Genomic DNA, 16,674 nt, shown 5'->3' with positions numbered 1-16,674 from the left:
CAAGCCGTTGATTTGGGTCAAGCGCATGTCTGGGGCACCGGTGAAGCCGATTGCGCTGGGTCAAACATAACCCTCTCCAGCAGCCTAAGGTGAACTGAAAATTGGAGTCAGAATCTTGCTCAACGCCCCGGCCCTGATATCGAATGCGGACGATCCGCGCGTGCTTAACGCATGTGGGGCCTGGAACGTTGCCAACGTCGAAGCGCTGGAGCGGCTGTGCGCGAACGTCGCGCGTACCGATATCGGCTCGATCGATGTACGTCGTGTCACCGCGCTCGACACCGTCGGGGCCTGGCTTCTGGAAAGGCTTGCCCGCGGTGGCGCTGCCAGAGCATCCCTCACAGGTGCCGACGGTCCATATGGCGACCTGCTGGAAGAGGTACGAGGACTGAACCGTTCCGGCCCCGCCGAACGCAGATCAGTCAACCCCGTGCTGCAGAGGCTCGATCAGCTCGGCCGCGGCAGCAGGCGGTTGGCGTCTGATTCGGCGGCATTCCTGCACATGCTCGGCGCCTTCAGCACAGCGCTGCTCGGCATTCTCAGGCATCCGCGATCGTTCCGGTTGACGTCGACCGTCTATCAGCTCGGCCGGGTGGGCTGGCAAGCGGTGCCGATCATGGTGCTGATCACGTTCCTGATCGGCGCCATCATTGCTCAGCAGGGCATCTTCCATTTTCGTCGCTTCGGCGCGGAATCCTATGTCGTCGACATGGTCGGCATCCTCGTGCTGCGCGAGATTGGCGTGCTGATCGTTGCCATCATGGTGGCCGGACGTTCGGGCAGCGCCTATACGGCCGAGATCGGTGCGATGAAGATGCGTGAGGAGATCGATGCGCTCAGCACCATGGGGCTCGATCCGGTCGCAGTCCTGATTCTGCCGCGGATCCTGGCACTGGTGGTGGCGCTGCCGATTCTCGCCTTTCTCGGCTCGCTCGCGGCGCTCTATGGCGGCGGGCTCGTCGCCTGGCTCTATGGCGGCATGAGTCCGGCGATCTTCATCGCACGCCTTCACGACGCGGTTTCAGTCACTCATTTCGAGGTCGGTATCATCAAAGCGCCATTCATGGCACTCGTGATCGGGCTTGTCGCAGCGGTGGAGGGATTGAGCGTCAAGGGCAGCGCGGAGTCGCTCGGGCAGCAGACGACGGCGTCGGTCGTGAAATCGATCTTCCTGGTGATCGTGCTCGACGGATTGTTCGCGGTGTTCTTTGCTTCGATCGGGATGTAGCCATGGTCGACCCGCCAGCGATCCATATCCGCGACCTCGTGGTCGGCTTCGGCGAGAAGATCATCCTCGATCATCTCGACCTCGACGTGAACGACGGTGAAATTCTCGGCCTCGTGGGTGCGTCCGGCGGCGGAAAGTCGGTGCTGATGCGGTCATTGGTCGGTTTGCTTCCGAAGCGAAGCGGGCAGATCGATTTCGCGGGCGATAGCGATGACGAACGCCGCTGGGGCGTGCTGTTCCAGCAGGGAGCGCTGTTCTCGGCCTTGACGGCTCGCCAGAACATCCAGTTTCCGCTGCGCGAGCGTGCGCGGCTTTCCCTGGGGCTGTTGGACGAAATTGCGGACGCCAAGCTCGAGATGGTCGGCCTTACGCGCGAAGACGGGGACAAGTATCCGTCCGAGCTCTCGGGCGGCATGACCAAGCGGGTTGCGCTCGCGCGGGCACTGGCGCTCGACCCCTCGCTCTTGTTTCTTGATGAGCCGACGTCCGGGCTCGATCCGATCGCGGCGGGCGAGTTCGATACCCTGATCCGGACGCTACATCGGACGTTGCGTTTCACTGTGTTCATGGTGACGCACGACTTGAACAGCCTGCAGGCCATCTGCGACCGCGTCGCCGCCCTTGCCGACGGCAGGATCGCAGCAATCGGGCGGCTGTCATCGGTGCTCAAGTCCGATCACCCCTGGGTCCAGGCTTACTTTCACGGAGCTCGGGCGCAAAAGCTTGGTCTCGGCAATTAGGCAGAGAGAGAGACACATATGGAAATCCGCGCGCCCTACATTGTCATTGGTGCATTCGTATTGTCGGCAATCGTCGCCGTGTTCGGCTTCGTCTACTGGCTGAACAATTTCGCTGGAATCGGAAAGCGGGAGACATATCAGCTCGTCTTTACCGACCCAGTGCCTGGCCTGCTCGTCGGGGCGGGCGTTCTCTTCAACGGTATCCGCGTCGGCGAGGTCACGACCCTTGAACTGGTTCCGGAACGCCCGCGCGAGGTTCGCGCCAGGATCGCAGTCGCCGAGCGCACGCCGGTGCATACCGACACGCGCGTCGGCCTCGACTTCCAGGGGTTGACCGGCGTTCCGGTGATCGCGCTGGAAGGCGGTGATGATCCCCAGGCGCCGCCGGCGCGCGAACCGCTGGTGGCCGAAAAGGGGGCGGGGCGGAGCATGACGCAGGCCGCCCGCGATGCGCTACGCCGGGTCGACGCCGTGCTGTCCGACAACGCCGCGCCGCTGCACAGCACGATCGGCAATCTCAGCACGTTCGCTGAAGGCCTCGCGCGCAATACGCCGAAGCTCGATGGAATTGTGGCCGGACTCGAACGCATGACCGGCGGCGGTGCGCCCACGCCGCGCAAGGTGGCGTATGACCTTCACGCGGTGGACAGCTTCGGCGCGCAACGCCATGCGAATCTGCCCGAGCAGCTGGTCATGGCGGAGCCGACCGCGATCGCCCGCCTCCAGACCCAGCGCTTCTTGTTCTCGCCGGATGAGGAAATTCAGGGATTCGAAGGTGTGCAGTGGAGCGATAGTCTCCCCGTGCTGGTGCAGGCGCGGTTGCTGCAGAGCTTCGAGAATTACGACGTCCAGCATGCGCCACTGCGCGCCGACAGCGGCGTAGAAGGTGCGCCGCGTCTGCTGATCGACCTGCGCCGGTTCGAAATCGTGCAGGGACCGCAACTGCGCGCGACGATCTCCTTATCCGCGAAAATCTTGGATCGAAATGGTCAGGTAAAGGCTGCAAAGCTTATCGAGGGATCCGAAGGAATTAGCTTGCTGACGCCGTCCGGGGCGGCCGCCGCATTCGATAAGGCTTTCGGCACCCTCGCGAGGGAGCTCGTGATGTGGGTTGCGGCGACGGACTGAACCAGATCGTTGCAGCGTCTCACAACGAACGTCCTGGATCAGATTTGCTCGGCGGCTGCCGCCAAGCCAAGGTCGTCGCGACCTAGCGACCTGTGATCAGCAGGCTGCGGCAGTGCCGCGCAATACTGACTTCCTCATTGGTCGGAATGATCAGTACGTCGACCGGGCCGCCCTTCGCGGCGATACGCTGCGCGCCCCGAGCATTTGCGGCCGTATCGATGCTGACCCCAAGCCAGGAGAGGCGATCGCAGATGCTCTGACGGATTTCCGGGGCGTGCTCGCCGATGCCACCGGTGAACACCAGGCCATCGAGGCCGGCGAGGGTATTTGCCATCACGGCGACTTCTGCGGCGACACGAAATGTGAAGAGATCGACGGCTTCGCGAGCCGCAGGATCGTGGCTCGCCAGCAGGGCGCGCATGTCGGCTGACACCCCGGAGACGCCGAGCAGACCCGAACGTTCGTAGAGCAGGTGCTGCACGTCGTCGACCGACATTTTCTCTTCCTGCATGAGATAAAGCAGCACGCCGGGGTCGATCGTTCCACAGCGTGTCCCCATCACGAGACCGTCGAGTGGGGTCAATCCCATCGTGGTGTCGACGCTGTCGCCCTTTCGCAAGGCGCAGAGGCTCGCACCATTGCCGAGGTGTGCTATGACGACGCGCTTGTCGGCCCATTGCGGCGCGATCGCGGCGAGCCGGCTGGCGACGTATTCGAAGGAGAGGCCGTGGAAGCCGTAGCGGCGGATGCCGCGGTGCTCAAATTGCCGCGGAATGGCAAAGCGGCTCACCGGCGGCGCCAGGCGGTGATGGAAAGCCGTATCGAAGCAGGCGATCTGCGTCAGCTCCGGCTGCAGCGACAGCACGGCCCGGACCGGCGCAAGGCAGCGCGGCTGGTGCAGCGGCGCCAGCGGCGTCAAGGCCTCCAGCGCAGCGAGAGTCTGCCCTGCGATGACGACCGGTCCATAGAACTCGCGCCCGCCATGGACGATGCGGTGGCCGACGGCGGCGAGCCTGCCGCCGTCGAGATAATCCTCGATCCAGGCAAATATATCGCTGAACAGGCCGTTGTCCTCCAACGTGCCGCTTGCGCGGCGCTTCTCGAACAGCTGCTTGCCCGAGGCATCGCTCACCACGATGCGCGGGGTCTTCTCCTGCTCGTCAAGCAGGCCCTTGCATTGCAGCTTTGGCTCGGCCGGCGCGACGTCGAACAGGCCGAACTTGATGCTGGACGAGCCGGCGTTGAGAACCAGGACGCTGTCGGACATAGACGGTCTCTCTCGCGTATTCGCCGCCTCAGTCAACGGATTTGTGGTCTGTCGTGCCGTAGGGCCAGACCCAGTTACGGATCTGCGGCATGTCCTCGCCATGCTCGCGCACGTAGCGCGTATGCTCGATCAGGGCGTCGCGGAACTGCTGCTTGACGTGGGCGGCCGCGATGTCGAGCCCCGGCACGCGTTCGATTGCTTCGATGGCGAGATGGAAGCGGTCGAGGCCGTTCAACACCACCATGTCGAACGGCGTCGTGGTGGTGCCTTCCTCCGCAAAGCCCCGCACGTGCATTCCATCATGATTGGTGCGGCTGTAGGTCAGGCGATGGATCAGATAGGGATAGCCATGATAGGCGAAGATGACAGGCTTGTCGCGGGTGAACAGGCTGTCGAAGTCGCGCTCGGACAGGCCGTGCGGATGCTGCTCCGTCGGCTGCAGCGTCATCAGGTCGACCACGTTGACGACGCGGATCTTCAACGTCGGCAGCGCCTTGCGGAGTAGATCGACGGCGGCGAGCGTCTCCAGAGTCGGAACGTCGCCGGCGCAGGCCATCACCACGTCTGGCTCGGCGTCGACTGCTTCGGTGCCGGCCCACTTCCAGATGCCGATGCCCGCCTCGCAATGGGTGATCGCATCGCGCATCGAGAGCCATTGCGGCGCGGGTTGCTTGCCGGCGACAATCACATTGATGCGGTCATAGGTCCGCAGGCAGTGTTCCGCGACCCAGAGCAGGGAGTTCGCATCAGGAGGGAAGTAGACGCGGACGATGTCGGCCCTCTTGTTGGTGACGAGATCGACGAAGCCGGGATCCTGATGACTGAATCCATTATGGTCCTGACGCCAGACATGCGAGGTGAGGAGATAGTTCAGCGACGCGATCGGCCGCCGCCAGGGCAGCGCCCGCGAGACCTTCAGCCATTTGGCATGCTGGTTGAACATCGAATCCACGATGTGGATGAAGGCCTCATAGCATGAGAAGAAACCGTGGCGGCCCGTAAGCAGGTAACCTTCAAGCCAGCCCTGGCAGAGATGCTCGCTTAAGACTTCCATCACTCGCCCGTCATGAGCCAGATGGACGTCATAGGGCTCGATGCCCTCCATCCAGACCCGGTCGGTGGCCTCGAAGACCGCGTCGAGCCGGTTGGATGCGGTTTCGTCCGGACCCATGATGCGGAAATTGCGGGCCTCCGCATTCAGCTCAACGACCTCGCGCAAGAACTTGCCGAGTTCTCGCGTTGCTTCGGCGACGGCGTCACCCGGAGCGGTGACCTCGACCGCATACGCACGGAAATCCGGCAGCTTCAATTCCCGCTTCAGCAGGCCCCCGTTGGCGTGCGGGTTCGCCCCCATCCGACGGTCGCCTGCAGGCGCAAGGGCTTGCAATTCAGGTACGAGCCGGCCGTTCGAATCGAACAGCTTGTCGGGCTCGTAGGTGCTCATCCAATGTTCGAGCAGTTTCAGATGCTCGGGGTTGCCATGCGGGTTGGCGATCGGCACCTGATGTGCACGCCAGAAGCCTTCGACCTTCAGCCCGTCGACTTCCTTCGGCCCGGTCCAGCCCTTCGGGCTGCGCAGCACGATCATCGGCCATCGCGGTCGCTTAAGGCCGCCGGTCTGCTGGCGTGCGGCTTGCTGGATCGAGCGGATGCCGGCGAGCGCGGTGTCGAGCGTGTCGGCCATCAACCGATGCATGGCATGCGGATCGTCGCCTTCGACGAACAGCGGCTCGTAGCCGTAGCCGATGAAGAGGCTGCGGACTTCCTCATCATCCATCCGCCCAAGCACGGTGGGATTGGCAATCTTGTAGCCATTGAGGTGCAGGATTGGCAGCACTGCGCCGTCATGTACCGGGTTCAAGAACTTGTTGGAATGCCAGGACGCCGCAAGCGGACCGGTTTCCGCCTCGCCGTCGCCGACGACGCAAACGGCGATCAAATCGGGGTTGTCGAACACTGCGCCATACGCGTGAACCAGTGCATAGCCGAGCTCGCCGCCTTCGTGGATCGAGCCGGGCGTTTCCGGCGCCGCGTGGCTGGGAATGCCGCCGGGGAAGGAAAACTGGCGGAACAGCTTGCGCAAGCCGTCCGCATCGCGCGTCACCTCCGGGTAAATTTCCGTGTACGTGCCTTCGAGATAGGTGTTCGCGACCATGCCGGGACCGCCATGGCCGGGACCGCAGATGTAGATGACGTTGAGATCGGAAGTGCGGATTGCGCGATTGAGGTGGGCATAGATGAAATTGAGCCCCGGCGTGGTGCCCCAATGCCCGAGCAGGCGCGGCTTGATATGCTCGGGCTTCAGCGGCTCTTTCAGGAGGGGATTCGCCAGCAGATAGATCTGTCCAACGGAGAGGTAATTGGCGGCTCGCCAATAACGATCGAGCAGCTCAAGATCATCCGTGCGCGCTTGCTCGTTTGGAGTGGTCGCAGATTGCATGTCGCTCTCCAGGGATTCAAAGATGACCTCGGACGCCGCTATCGGTTCCACATTAGAGGGCGAATATGACGGGAATGGCTTGAGCCAGCTCAAAGATGCACGCCAATTCGGACCGGATCGTCAACGCTCCCACTGACGTGCATCACCATGAGACGTTCAAGGAACGGAAAGCTCGATGTCGCAAACGGAACCGGACGCCCACGAGGTCAGTTTCGCTCGCGCTCCAGGAGTTCCGGCGATGCGTCGCTTCGTAAGCATGCCTGCGTTGGCGTGGCGCCACGCGGTCGAGGACAACATCCGTCACCTGCCTGCGCTCTGTCGTCAGCTCACCCGGCGGGACAAAAAGATGCCCGGCAAAATCGAGCCGGGCATTAAATATCGAGACAACCTCCCGGGAGTATGGGGTGCTCGTCCTAGTAACTTCATGTAAGCATGCAGCGGCCCGCGGCGGTTTGATCCAGCGCAAGGAATCGAAGATTGCGCCTCACCGCAAATGGAGAGCGGATGGTTCTTGCTCCAGGTCGTTTGGCACCGTTCCATATGTCCTCAGCACGGTGGTTCTCATCGCCGGATGGCCGGTACGGACGACAGCTGCGGCACCAGCGTGGCCGAATGTCTTCCATAAGTGCTTGGCATGCTCTATCGCCGCTGCAGGGCTGGCGCACTTGGCCTGCTGGCCCGGAACGAGCCCGCCATCGGTCCGATCGTACGGCAGGGCAATGAAATGCGTGATCCCGTCCATTGATGCCCCTTTCTCGTTCGGTCGACGTCACCCAGCAAAGCCTTATGGCGACAGTATCTTGATCTGCCTCAGCTCATTTCGTTTTGATCCGGATCAAGGCGGAATAGGCGCATCTCGTTTGCTGTTGATGGTCGAAAGGGAGCTTGCTTGCTATTGAGCTTCCTCCTCTCGAACTGTCGCTGGAAACCGAGCAGAAGTTGGCTGCGGTACTCTCGAGCGAGTGCGCGCGTTCGGCAGCAGCTTAGGGCTAGAGCCCGGCAGCGATCGCGATCCGCATCAGCTCCGACATGCTGCGCGCATTGGTCTTGGCCATCAGGTTCGCTCGGTAAACCTCGACCGTGCGCGGGCTGATGCCAAGGTCATGGGCGATCACCTTGTTGATCTTGCCCGCCACGAGCCCTCGCAATACATCACGTTCGCGCGGCGAGAGGTCCACCAGACGAGCTTCAGCGTCGCGCTTGACCGTTTCGTCGGCCGGTGCTGCTGACTGTGTTTGCAGGGCCTCGCGGATCGCACGCAACAGCGCTTCGTCCTCGAACGGCTTTTCGATGAAGTCAACCGCGCCAGCCTTCATCGCCTCGACCGCAAGTGCGACGTCGCCATGGCCAGTCATCAGAATGACGGGGCATGCCGCTGCGTCAGCCTTGAGTTTGCGGACCAGTTCGAGGCCGCTCATGCCGGGCATGCGTATGTCGGATACGATGCAGTCGACCGTACTGCTCTTGAGATGATCGAGAAAACTGGTTGCCGTCTCATAAGTCGTTACGGCAAAGCCGTTGACATCGAGCAGGAATGCCAGTGAGTCCCGCATCGCCGGATCGTCGTCGATGACAAGAATTGTACGCCGCGTCGTCATGCTTCTTCTCCGTCCTCCGCGAACGGGAGGATGAACTGAAAAACCGTGCCGCCTCCGGAGTTTGGCATCACATCGATGCGTCCACCATGGGATTCGATGATGGTCCGGCAGATCGAGAGGCCGACGCCCATGCCATGCTCCTTTGTCGTGATAAAGGGCTGAAACAGGCGGTCGGCGATGTCAGGGCTGATGCCCGGACCGGTATCGGCAATGGTGAACGTCGCTACACCGTTAGTCTTGGTGACGCCGATGGTCAATTCGCGGCGCGGGCTGGAGGCCATCGCCTCGATCGCATTGCGAATCAGGTTGAGCACGACCTGCTGAATCTGGATCTTGTCGACGATGATCGAGGGCATGTCCCGGTCGCTGCGGATCGCGAACCTGACGCCCTGCTCCTTGGCGCCGAGCAGCGCTAATGCGACAGCTTCTTCAAGCAGGGTAGCCGGGCTCTCCAGGGAGTGTTGGGTTTCGCCCTTGGCGACGAATTCGCGCAGACGCTTGATGATGTCGCCAGCCCGTAGCGCTTGCTGCGCGGCCCGCTCGAGTGCGTCCCGAATGCGGGTAGCGTCCGGTGTCTCCGACGCCAGCAGTGCCCTAGCACCGTGCATGTAGTTCGTAATGGCTGATAGCGGCTGGTTGATCTCATGCGCGATTGAGGACGCCATCTCGCCCATGGCGGTCAGTCGCGACACATGGACCAGCTCGGACTGCAGTTCCTGAAGCCGCCGTTCCTGCGCACGACGCTCGGTGAGATCGCGGATAAAGCCGGTGAAAAAGCGTTCTCCGCGTACCTTGGCCTCGCCGACGGCGAGCTCCATCGGAAAGGTCGAGCCGTCGCTCCGTTCTCCGACCACGATCCGGCCAATGCCGATGATGCGCCGTTCGCCCGTCGTAAGGTAACGTTCGAGATACCGGTCGTGCTCGCCGCGATAGGGCTGGGGCATCAGGCTCGAGATGTTCTTGCCGACGACCTCGTCCGGTTTCCAGCCAAACAGCCGCTCAGCCGCCGAGCTGAAGGAACGAATAATACCGTGGTCGTCGATGACGATCATGGCGTCAGGGATCGTGTCGAGGATCGACTGTAGATGGGCCTGGCGATTTTGCGCCTGATCGCTTTCCCTCAAGAGCCGGTCGCCCATGAAGCCGAGGATCGGGCCGAGGATCGCAAAGCAAGCGATATCCATCAGATTCGCAGGTTCAGTAACCAGGCTTGTCCCGAGGAATTTGGCGCTGATGACAAGGCAGAGCAGGGTGGTGACGATCGCTGGGCCGCGACCGCCGGCGAAAGCGGCAAACAGCACGGCGGGCACATAGATGATCGTGAAGGTCCGGTCTTCGAAATAACTATCAAGCCCCGCGCGCACCGCGAATACGAGCGCGGCCGCTGCCACGGCAGTGCCATAGCGGTACCAGATGCGATCGGACATATTTCCCCGGCGAAGCCCTTAGCTGGATCGATACTACAACGTTCGGACGGCCGAAGCCACCGGCCGCTCGGCACGAGCCGGCCACGGCGGCGGGGACAGGTCTATCTGATCCAGGCACGCCAATGCGTCGGCTGCACCAGGATGCGTTCGGCGGTCTCCGCCTTTACCCAGCTGCCCGGGATGCGGCGGCATGGAAAGACGAGCTTGTGAATGGCGTTGCCTTCGATCACGGCGAGTTCAAGATCTCGACCGAAGGGGGCCGTTGCGACCCCCTCCCATGTCGCGCTGACGCCGGCCTCTCGGCGTTCTGGAGCGTCGCGTGTTGGCACGTCAGGCTGCCTCCTGAATAGCCTCGTCGACACTGCTGGTCTTTCTTGCAAACAGGTTCAGCTCGATCGTACCCAGCGAACGCGCGGTCTCGATCGCGTACGTCGCGTCGTTCGCGCCGCGTGCAGTGACGCCCTTGGCCCAGTCCTGCAGAGCCGTGATCTTCTCGGCCACCGAGGCGGTGGAATTGAACCTGCGGAAAAGCTCCCAGGCTTCGTTCGATTCGATCTGGATCTGCTCGAACCAGTGCCGGTTTGCCTCGATCAGTTTCTCCGAGAATTCCGACTGCACCGCCATCGCCCGCTTCGCGTAGCTCTGGACGGCGTCGGAGACGGGACGGGCTTCGCTATGGTCTGTCATGTCTAACATCCTTCGTTGAGCGAAGTATTGCTTCTCATGCGGGTGGCGCCTGCGCGTTGACGCGCGTCAACTCCGGCCCGCGCTGGTTCTCGCGACCAGGCTAGCTGCGCTTGGGACTGACGACGGCACCGGTTCGCAGATTGATGAAGTGGACGCCATCGCAGGCAGCGCAGGAGATCGAGTGCAACTCGTCAGCCAGGGGCTCGGATGCGTCGGCGGGTAGCAAGCCTTGAACTCGATCGCCGGTATTTGGACACGAGAAGATGATGGGGCGCCAAGCCCTTATGTCTGCCATTTGCACGATCCTGACGGACGACCATCCTTAACGGTGGCGCGGCGCTCCGCTTTGATGCAGGTCAAAATTCCAGGGGTGGTCGGATTGGGGCAGGCGGCGGCCTAGAACGGTCGGCGCCGACGGAGCTGGTGGGTGCTCGACTTGGCGGGTTGCCTGAGCGGCCGCCTTGGCGGCAAGCGCATCCTGGCGAACGTTACGATGACAATCGTCAGCACTCCCATCGAGGCAAGCAGGTTCTGCAACATGATTCTGATCTCCTGACAGGGCGTCAGCATCGTCGATCATCGGTCGCGTCGCCTTGATTTCCGTCAAGCGCAGGCGTTGAGGAAGATCAAAGCCGATGAGCCGATAGCGTGTGACCTTGGTGGCAGGCGATGGAAGGAGAGCGGCAATGCGCGCACATCAGATCATGGCGAGACACGTCATCACCGTTGGAACCGAGACATCCATTCTCGATGCAGCGAAGCTGATGATGGATCACCATATCAGCGGCTTGCCGGTGGTCGATGCGGCTGGAAGATTGGTCGGAATCCTGTCGGAGAGCGATTTTCTGCGGCGAAGCGAGATCGGTACGCAACGCCGGCGTGGCCGCTGGTTTCAGTTCCTTCTCGGCTCCGGCTATGCAGCCGCGGACTTCGTCCACGAGCGCGGGCGGAAGGTCGGAGAGATCATGTCGTGCGATCCCGTCACCGTGACGGAAGAAACGCCTCTGCCTGATCTGGTCGATGTCATGGAGAAGAAGGGCGTCAAGCGGCTGCCGGTGATGAACGACGGGCGCCTCGTTGGCCTCGTGACACGCGCGGACCTGCTGCGGGCAGTAGCGTCCATCGCACACCAGGTTCCGGATCCCACGGCGGATGACGAGCATATCCACGATCGCATCGTACGGGCACTCGACGGTGCAAACTGGTGCCCGCTCGGGCTGCAAGTCTCGGTGCGCAACGGCGTGGTGCATCTCCGCGGAGTCATCATGGATGAACGGGCGAGGCAGGCGGCGATTGTCGCCGCGGAGAATGTCGCGGGCGTCAAGGAAGTGCACGATCACCTGTGCTGCGTCGATACCTATTCCGGATTCTATATCCAATCCGCGGAAGACGAACGAGCGGCTGCCGCGAAAGCTACGAGGGAGATGGCAGGATGATCGCTCGTCCCGCAATCCTGTTGTTCCCGTTGATCGCGACCGCAGTGGTCAGCGCAGAAGTCGTGGGATTCGCCGTAACGTTACTTGCGATCTGCCTGATCGTCGGCTTCGCGATCGTTGCCGCCGGTTGGACCGTCAACGGCAAGACGATGTCAATATCAGCAGTCCGGCCGTCATCCGCAGACCGGAAATCTCACCGCAAATAGCAGCTCCCGTCCGGCCCTGTTTGCGGATCTGGTGAGCTGCGCGTCACGATAAGTGCGCGGCTCATGGACGTTGTGGTCGGGATCGCTGCTGGCCTTGCTCGCATTCGCTATCCTCCACAGATACGACGTCTGCTCCTGCGCGACATTCTTGCGAAAGATCAATACCGGCATCGCGCACTCATGGCAGCGTAAATAACAATCAACCAGCCCATGCGAGGGTGCCATGCCATCATTTGATGTTCGTTTCATCAAGACCGTTTGCGACGACACCGGCCATGAACACCGCGCCTGCCAGGCAGCGTTCAAGGTCGACGCTGCCTCGCTTTCCACGGCTGCACAGTTGGCCGAGGCCGACTTCTGCAGACAGAAGGGTGTTCGAGACTGGACGATCTTTGCCGATTCCATGGAGCTTCGGACACCGCCGGCTTTGCCATCAGCTTGGGGCGGCTGACGATTTTTGGGCGGCGATCGCGATCGACTGCCGCGGCATCGCGTTTGACCAAGATCAAATCGGAAATCAGCTTCCTTAGCTAAAGGTGGAGAGCCAAAAAGGGGGGATGAGAAATGACCGATCGATCAGCTGGCAATAGCCCGCCGCAGTTCGAGAGTCTCATCGGTCGCTTGCGTGCGTTTCTGTCTCGATGCCGCGAATTCGATCTGATGACCGATCGGGAGGTCGACGAGATCGCGCATGAGCTCAATCTCTCGACGTCGGACCTTCGTGCGCTCGCCCGCGAGCGAGGCTCGCCGGAGTTGCTGAGCAAGCGTCTCGAGCATGCAGGTTTGTCCGAGCAGATGCTCGCCTCTTCCCATTGCGATGTGTTGCGTGATCTGCAGCGAGTGTGCGGTCTATGCCGTGAGAAGGCACGTTGTGCCGCGGATCTCGCGCGGGAGCGGCGCGCCAGTCCGGCAAGATATTGTCCGAACGAGCTGACCCTGGCCGCGCTGGGCCGCGGCGCCAGCGGCACGCGGCTTGGCGCAGGAATTGATGCCGATCAAACGGCTGCCAGCGAGAGTGTGATTTTCATGACGTCATCGCACCCAAAGAAAGCCTCCACATGACAGGTCCATCTTCCGTTTCAAAGTCGATGACGATGGGCGAAGCCGGCTTGGCGTCGGTACTCGCAGCTTTTGCCTTCGTCAGCTTTCTCGGCGCGGCGATGGGGCACGATGCGGCGTTCAGCTTTCACGCGTCGCTTGCTTGCGCCGCCAGCCTGATCTCCGTGATCATGATCGGCAATCGCTACCTTGACCGTCCGGCGCAACTGCCTCCGGCGGAGATCGGCGGCCGCCCCAATTACAATCTCGGCCCGATCAAGTTCGCTTCCGCCATGGCGATGTTCTGGGGCATCGCGGGTTTCACGGTGGGTTTGATCATCGCCATGCAGCTGGCCTGGCCGGCGCTTAACTTCGATCTGCCCTGGACGACATTCGGTCGCCTGCGGCCGCTGCATACGTCGGCCGTGATCTTCGCGTTCGGCGGCAACGTCCTGATCGCAACGTCGTTCTATGTCGTGCAGAAGACCTGCCGCACGCGCCTTGCAGGCGACCTGTCGCCCTGGTTCGTCGTGGTCGGCTACAACTTCTTCATCCTGATCGCCGGCACGGGCTACCTGCTCGGCGTCACCCAGTCGAAGGAATACGCCGAGCCGGAATGGTACGCCGACCTCTGGCTGACGATCGTCTGGGTGACGTATCTGCTCGTGTTCCTGATGACGCTGGTGAAGCGCAAGGAGCCGCATATCTTCGTCGCCAACTGGTTCTACCTGGCGTTCATCATCACGATCGCGGTGCTCCATCTCGGCAATAACCCCGCGCTGCCGGTCTCTTTCCTCGGCTCGAAGTCCTACATCGCCTGGGGCGGTGTGCAGGATGCGATGTTCCAGTGGTGGTACGGCCACAATGCGGTCGGTTTCTTTCTGACCGCCGGCTTCCTGGCGATCATGTACTACTTCATCCCGAAGCGGGCGGAGCGTCCGATCTATTCCTACCGGCTTTCGATCATCCATTTCTGGGCACTGATCTTCCTCTACATCTGGGCCGGCCCGCATCACCTGCACTACACGGCGCTGCCGGACTGGGCGCAGACGCTCGGCATGACATTCTCGATCATGCTCTGGATGCCGTCCTGGGGCGGTATGATTAACGGCCTGATGACGCTGTCGGGAGCCTGGGACAAGCTGCGCACCGATCCCGTGCTGCGCATGATGGTGGTGTCGGTCGCGTTCTACGGCATGTCGACCTTCGAAGGCCCGATGATGTCGATCAAGGTGGTCAATTCGCTGAGCCACTATACCGACTGGACCATCGGCCATGTGCATTCCGGTGCATTGGGCTGGGTCGGCTTCGTCTCGTTCGGCGCACTGTATTGCCTCGTCCCGTGGCTGTGGAATCGCCAGCTCTACAGTCTGAAGCTCGTCAACTGGCACTTTTGGATCGCGACGATCGGCATCGTGCTCTACATTTCCGCGATGTGGGTGTCGGGGATCCTGCAGGGCCTGATGTGGCGTGCCTACACCTCGCTCGGCTTCCTCGAATACTCCTTCATCGAGTCCGTCGAGGCCATGCATCCCTTCTACATCATCCGTGCGGCCGGCGGCGCGCTGTTCCTGGTCGGGGCCCTGATCATGGCCTTCAATCTCTGGATGACGGTCAACGCCGGCCAAGCCAGCGAAACCGAGGGCGCCGGTGCTCTCCAGCCTGCCGAATAGGTCAAGACATGTCTCTCTGGAACAGACACAAGATCTTTGAGAAGAACTCGATCATCCTGATCGTCGGCATTCTCGTCGTCATTGCGATCGGCGGGCTGGTCGAGATCACTCCGCTGTTCTACCTGAAGAGCACGATCGAGGCGGTCGATGGCGTACGCCCCTATACGCCGCTCGAGCTCGCCGGCCGCAACATCTATGTCCGCGAGGGCTGCTATCTCTGCCACTCGCAGATGATCCGGCCGCTGCGCGACGAGGTCGAGCGCTACGGCCACTACTCGCTGGCCGCCGAGAGCATGTATGACCATCCGTTCCAGTGGGGCTCCAAGCGGACCGGACCGGACCTTGCGCGCGTCGGCGGCAAGTACTCCGACGACTGGCACGTCACGCACCTGATCAATCCACGCTCGATCGTCCCGCAATCGGTGATGCCCGGATACCCGGCGCTCGCCAGGACGGAGCTCGACCCATCGGACGCCGCGGCCCATCTACGCACGAATCGCGCGGTCGGCGTGCCCTATACCGACGAGCAGATTGCAAACGCGGCCGCCGATCTCAAGGCGCAGGTCGACCCCGACAACCCCGGCTCCGACGCGTTCCAGAAGCGCTATCCGAAGGCGGTGGTCCGCAACTTCGACGGCAAGGCCGGCAATCCGACCGAACTCGACGCGCTGATCGCCTATTTGCAGATGCTCGGCACGCTCGTCGACTTCAAGCTCTACAACGAAAAAGCCAATCTGCGCTGAGGGCACGAGCATGAAAGCGATCATTCAAGTCGAGAATTTTGCGTCGAGCCTGGTCGGTACACTTTGGACCCCGGTCTTTGTCGGGATCTTCATCGCCATTGTCGTCTACGCGCTTTGGCCCCGTAACAAATCTCTCTTCGATGCTGCAGCCCGGATGCCGCTGCGGGAGGACTGACCGATCATGAGCGAGCACAATGAGATCGACCGCGTTTCCGGCCGCAGCACGACCGGTCATGAGTGGGATGGCATCAAGGAACTGAACACGCCGCTGCCGCGGTGGTGGGTCCTGACATTCTATGCAACGATCATCTGGGCGATCGGTTACTGGGTCGTCTATCCGGCCTGGCCGCTGGTCTCGGGCTACACTACCGGTCTGTTCCAGTACTCCACTCGTGCCAGTGTCGCGACCGACCTTGCCGATCTCGAGAAGCTGCGCGGCGAGAAGATGGCGGTGCTCGGCAACGCGTCGCTGGCCGAGATCGAGAAGGATCCGGCCCTGCTGGCGCTGGCACGTGCCCGCGGCAAGACCGTGTTCGCCGACAATTGCGCGCCGTGCCACGGCAGCGGCGGCGCGGGTGCAAAGGGCTATCCGAATCTGAACGACGACGATTGGCTGTGGGGTGGTTCGCTTGACCAGATCATGCAGACCATCCAGTTCGGTGCACGTTCCGGACACGCAAAGACCCATGAAGGGCAGATGCTGGCATTCGGCCGCGACGGCGTCCTCAAGAAGGACGAGATCGTGACCGTCGCCAACTACGTGCGCTCACTTTCCGGCCTTTCCACCGCGCCGAAGTTCGATCCCGCTGCCGGAAAGAAGCTATTCACCGAGAACTGCACCAGCTGCCACGGTGACAACGGCAAAGGCAACCCGGAGCTCGGCGCGCCGAACCTGACCGATCAGATCTGGCTCTACGGCTCCGACGAGGAGACGCTGGTCGAGACCATCACCAATGGCCGCGCCGGCGTGATGCCGGCCTGGGTCGGCCGGCTGGACCCGGTCACCGTCAAGGCACTGACGGTCTATGTGCACTCGTTGGGGGGCGGCAAGTAGCCGCCACCG

The 16,674-nt window shown here is 62.0% G+C and carries 16 protein-coding genes; 11 read left to right on the top strand and 5 right to left on the bottom strand.

The genetic code is table 11. From position 1 onward, the window contains the following. Positions 1-115 precede the first annotated feature (115 nt). Genes AC066Y_RS15105 through AC066Y_RS15095 form a run of 3 tightly spaced genes read left to right on the top strand, consistent with a single transcriptional unit; the run spans position 116 to position 3,096 of the window. Positions 116-1,228, top strand: a complete 1,113-nt coding sequence (locus tag AC066Y_RS15105; protein WP_478274547.1) for an MlaE family ABC transporter permease — start codon at positions 116-118, stop codon at positions 1,226-1,228. A 2-nt stretch (positions 1,229-1,230) separates the two neighbouring features. Beyond that, positions 1,231-1,968 carry an ABC transporter ATP-binding protein gene (locus AC066Y_RS15100; RefSeq protein WP_478274546.1) on the top strand — a complete coding sequence of 246 codons (738 nt, stop codon included), beginning with the start codon at positions 1,231-1,233 and terminating at the stop codon, positions 1,966-1,968. A gap of 18 nt (positions 1,969-1,986) precedes the next feature. Continuing rightward, on the top strand, positions 1,987-3,096 hold the full coding sequence (locus tag AC066Y_RS15095; protein ID WP_478274545.1) for an ABC-type transport auxiliary lipoprotein family protein: 1,110 nt from the start codon (positions 1,987-1,989) through the stop codon (positions 3,094-3,096). Between the two features lie 82 nt (positions 3,097-3,178). Here AC066Y_RS15095 and AC066Y_RS15090 read toward each other — a convergent pair whose 3' ends face one another. The 5 genes from AC066Y_RS15090 to AC066Y_RS15070 form a co-directional block, all read right to left on the bottom strand. Next, entirely contained in the window at positions 3,179-4,363 is a 1,185-nt protein-coding gene (locus AC066Y_RS15090; protein ID WP_478274544.1) for an acetate/propionate family kinase, read from the bottom strand. A 28-nt stretch (positions 4,364-4,391) separates the two neighbouring features. Next, a complete protein-coding gene (locus AC066Y_RS15085; protein WP_478274543.1) occupies positions 4,392-6,803 on the bottom strand; it encodes a phosphoketolase family protein in 2,412 nt (803 codons plus the stop codon). A gap of 989 nt (positions 6,804-7,792) precedes the next feature. Beyond that, entirely contained in the window at positions 7,793-8,401 is a 609-nt protein-coding gene (gene fixJ / locus AC066Y_RS15080; RefSeq protein WP_478274542.1) for a response regulator FixJ, read from the bottom strand. After that, positions 8,398-9,828: a PAS domain S-box protein gene (locus tag AC066Y_RS15075; protein ID WP_478274541.1), complete on the bottom strand. Its 1,431-nt coding sequence runs from the start codon at positions 9,826-9,828 to the stop codon at positions 8,398-8,400. The genes fixJ and AC066Y_RS15075 overlap by 4 nt, the downstream gene beginning before the upstream one ends. A 330-nt stretch (positions 9,829-10,158) precedes the next feature. Next, on the bottom strand, positions 10,159-10,515 hold the full coding sequence (locus AC066Y_RS15070; protein WP_478274540.1) for a hypothetical protein: 357 nt from the start codon (positions 10,513-10,515) through the stop codon (positions 10,159-10,161). A gap of 686 nt (positions 10,516-11,201) precedes the next feature. Between AC066Y_RS15070 and AC066Y_RS15065 the strand changes: the two genes are divergently transcribed. From AC066Y_RS15065 to ccoP, 8 genes are all read left to right on the top strand, one after another. Beyond that, entirely contained in the window at positions 11,202-11,951 is a 750-nt protein-coding gene (locus AC066Y_RS15065; RefSeq protein WP_478274539.1) for a CBS domain-containing protein, read from the top strand. Next, on the top strand, positions 11,948-12,157 hold the full coding sequence (locus AC066Y_RS15060; protein ID WP_456718733.1) for a hypothetical protein: 210 nt from the start codon (positions 11,948-11,950) through the stop codon (positions 12,155-12,157). The genes AC066Y_RS15065 and AC066Y_RS15060 overlap by 4 nt, the downstream gene beginning before the upstream one ends. 223 nt (positions 12,158-12,380) lie before the next feature. After that, the gene (locus AC066Y_RS15055) at positions 12,381-12,608 is read left to right on the top strand and encodes a hypothetical protein (RefSeq protein ID WP_106320070.1); all 228 of its coding nucleotides are present in this window, start codon (positions 12,381-12,383) and stop codon (positions 12,606-12,608) included. A gap of 113 nt (positions 12,609-12,721) precedes the next feature. Then, entirely contained in the window at positions 12,722-13,219 is a 498-nt protein-coding gene (locus AC066Y_RS15050; protein WP_478274538.1) for a hypothetical protein, read from the top strand. A gap of 26 nt (positions 13,220-13,245) precedes the next feature. Further along, on the top strand, positions 13,246-14,868 hold the full coding sequence (ccoN, locus tag AC066Y_RS15045) for a cytochrome-c oxidase, cbb3-type subunit I (protein ID WP_478274706.1): 1,623 nt from the start codon (positions 13,246-13,248) through the stop codon (positions 14,866-14,868). Between the two features lie 8 nt (positions 14,869-14,876). Further along, entirely contained in the window at positions 14,877-15,611 is a 735-nt protein-coding gene (ccoO, locus tag AC066Y_RS15040) for a cytochrome-c oxidase, cbb3-type subunit II (RefSeq protein ID WP_456760150.1), read from the top strand. A gap of 10 nt (positions 15,612-15,621) precedes the next feature. Continuing rightward, positions 15,622-15,786, top strand: coding sequence for a cbb3-type cytochrome c oxidase subunit 3 (locus AC066Y_RS15035; protein WP_050402627.1), 165 nt, complete (start codon positions 15,622-15,624; stop codon positions 15,784-15,786). A gap of 6 nt (positions 15,787-15,792) precedes the next feature. Then, positions 15,793-16,665: a cytochrome-c oxidase, cbb3-type subunit III gene (gene ccoP, locus AC066Y_RS15030; protein ID WP_478274537.1), complete on the top strand. Its 873-nt coding sequence runs from the start codon at positions 15,793-15,795 to the stop codon at positions 16,663-16,665. The last annotated feature ends 9 nt before the right edge of the window (positions 16,666-16,674 follow it).

Source organism: Bradyrhizobium sp. USDA3010 (genome assembly GCF_056429065.1).
Note: the sequence above shows the minus strand (reverse complement) of the source record. Positions and strands in the feature narration are given on the sequence as shown.

Bases quoted from the DNA above. Each gene is read 5' to 3' on its own strand.
- AC066Y_RS15100 (WP_478274546.1), top strand. From the start codon at position 1,231: ATGGTCGACCCGCCAGCGATCCATATCCGCGACCTCGTGGTCGGCTTC.
- AC066Y_RS15095 (WP_478274545.1), top strand. From the start codon at position 1,987: ATGGAAATCCGCGCGCCCTACATTGTCATTGGTGCATTCGTATTGTCG.
- AC066Y_RS15090 (WP_478274544.1), bottom strand. From the start codon at position 4,363: ATGTCCGACAGCGTCCTGGTTCTCAACGCCGGCTCGTCCAGCATCAAG.
- AC066Y_RS15085 (WP_478274543.1), bottom strand. From the start codon at position 6,803: ATGCAATCTGCGACCACTCCAAACGAGCAAGCGCGCACGGATGATCTT.
- fixJ (WP_478274542.1), bottom strand. From the start codon at position 8,401: ATGACGACGCGGCGTACAATTCTTGTCATCGACGACGATCCGGCGATG.
- AC066Y_RS15075 (WP_478274541.1), bottom strand. From the start codon at position 9,828: ATGTCCGATCGCATCTGGTACCGCTATGGCACTGCCGTGGCAGCGGCC.
- AC066Y_RS15070 (WP_478274540.1), bottom strand. From the start codon at position 10,515: ATGACAGACCATAGCGAAGCCCGTCCCGTCTCCGACGCCGTCCAGAGC.
- AC066Y_RS15065 (WP_478274539.1), top strand. From the start codon at position 11,202: ATGCGCGCACATCAGATCATGGCGAGACACGTCATCACCGTTGGAACC.
- AC066Y_RS15060 (WP_456718733.1), top strand. From the start codon at position 11,948: ATGATCGCTCGTCCCGCAATCCTGTTGTTCCCGTTGATCGCGACCGCA.
- AC066Y_RS15055 (WP_106320070.1), top strand. From the start codon at position 12,381: ATGCCATCATTTGATGTTCGTTTCATCAAGACCGTTTGCGACGACACC.
- AC066Y_RS15050 (WP_478274538.1), top strand. From the start codon at position 12,722: ATGACCGATCGATCAGCTGGCAATAGCCCGCCGCAGTTCGAGAGTCTC.
- ccoN (WP_478274706.1), top strand. From the start codon at position 13,246: ATGACGATGGGCGAAGCCGGCTTGGCGTCGGTACTCGCAGCTTTTGCC.
- ccoO (WP_456760150.1), top strand. From the start codon at position 14,877: ATGTCTCTCTGGAACAGACACAAGATCTTTGAGAAGAACTCGATCATC.
- AC066Y_RS15035 (WP_050402627.1), top strand. From the start codon at position 15,622: ATGAAAGCGATCATTCAAGTCGAGAATTTTGCGTCGAGCCTGGTCGGT.
- ccoP (WP_478274537.1), top strand. From the start codon at position 15,793: ATGAGCGAGCACAATGAGATCGACCGCGTTTCCGGCCGCAGCACGACC.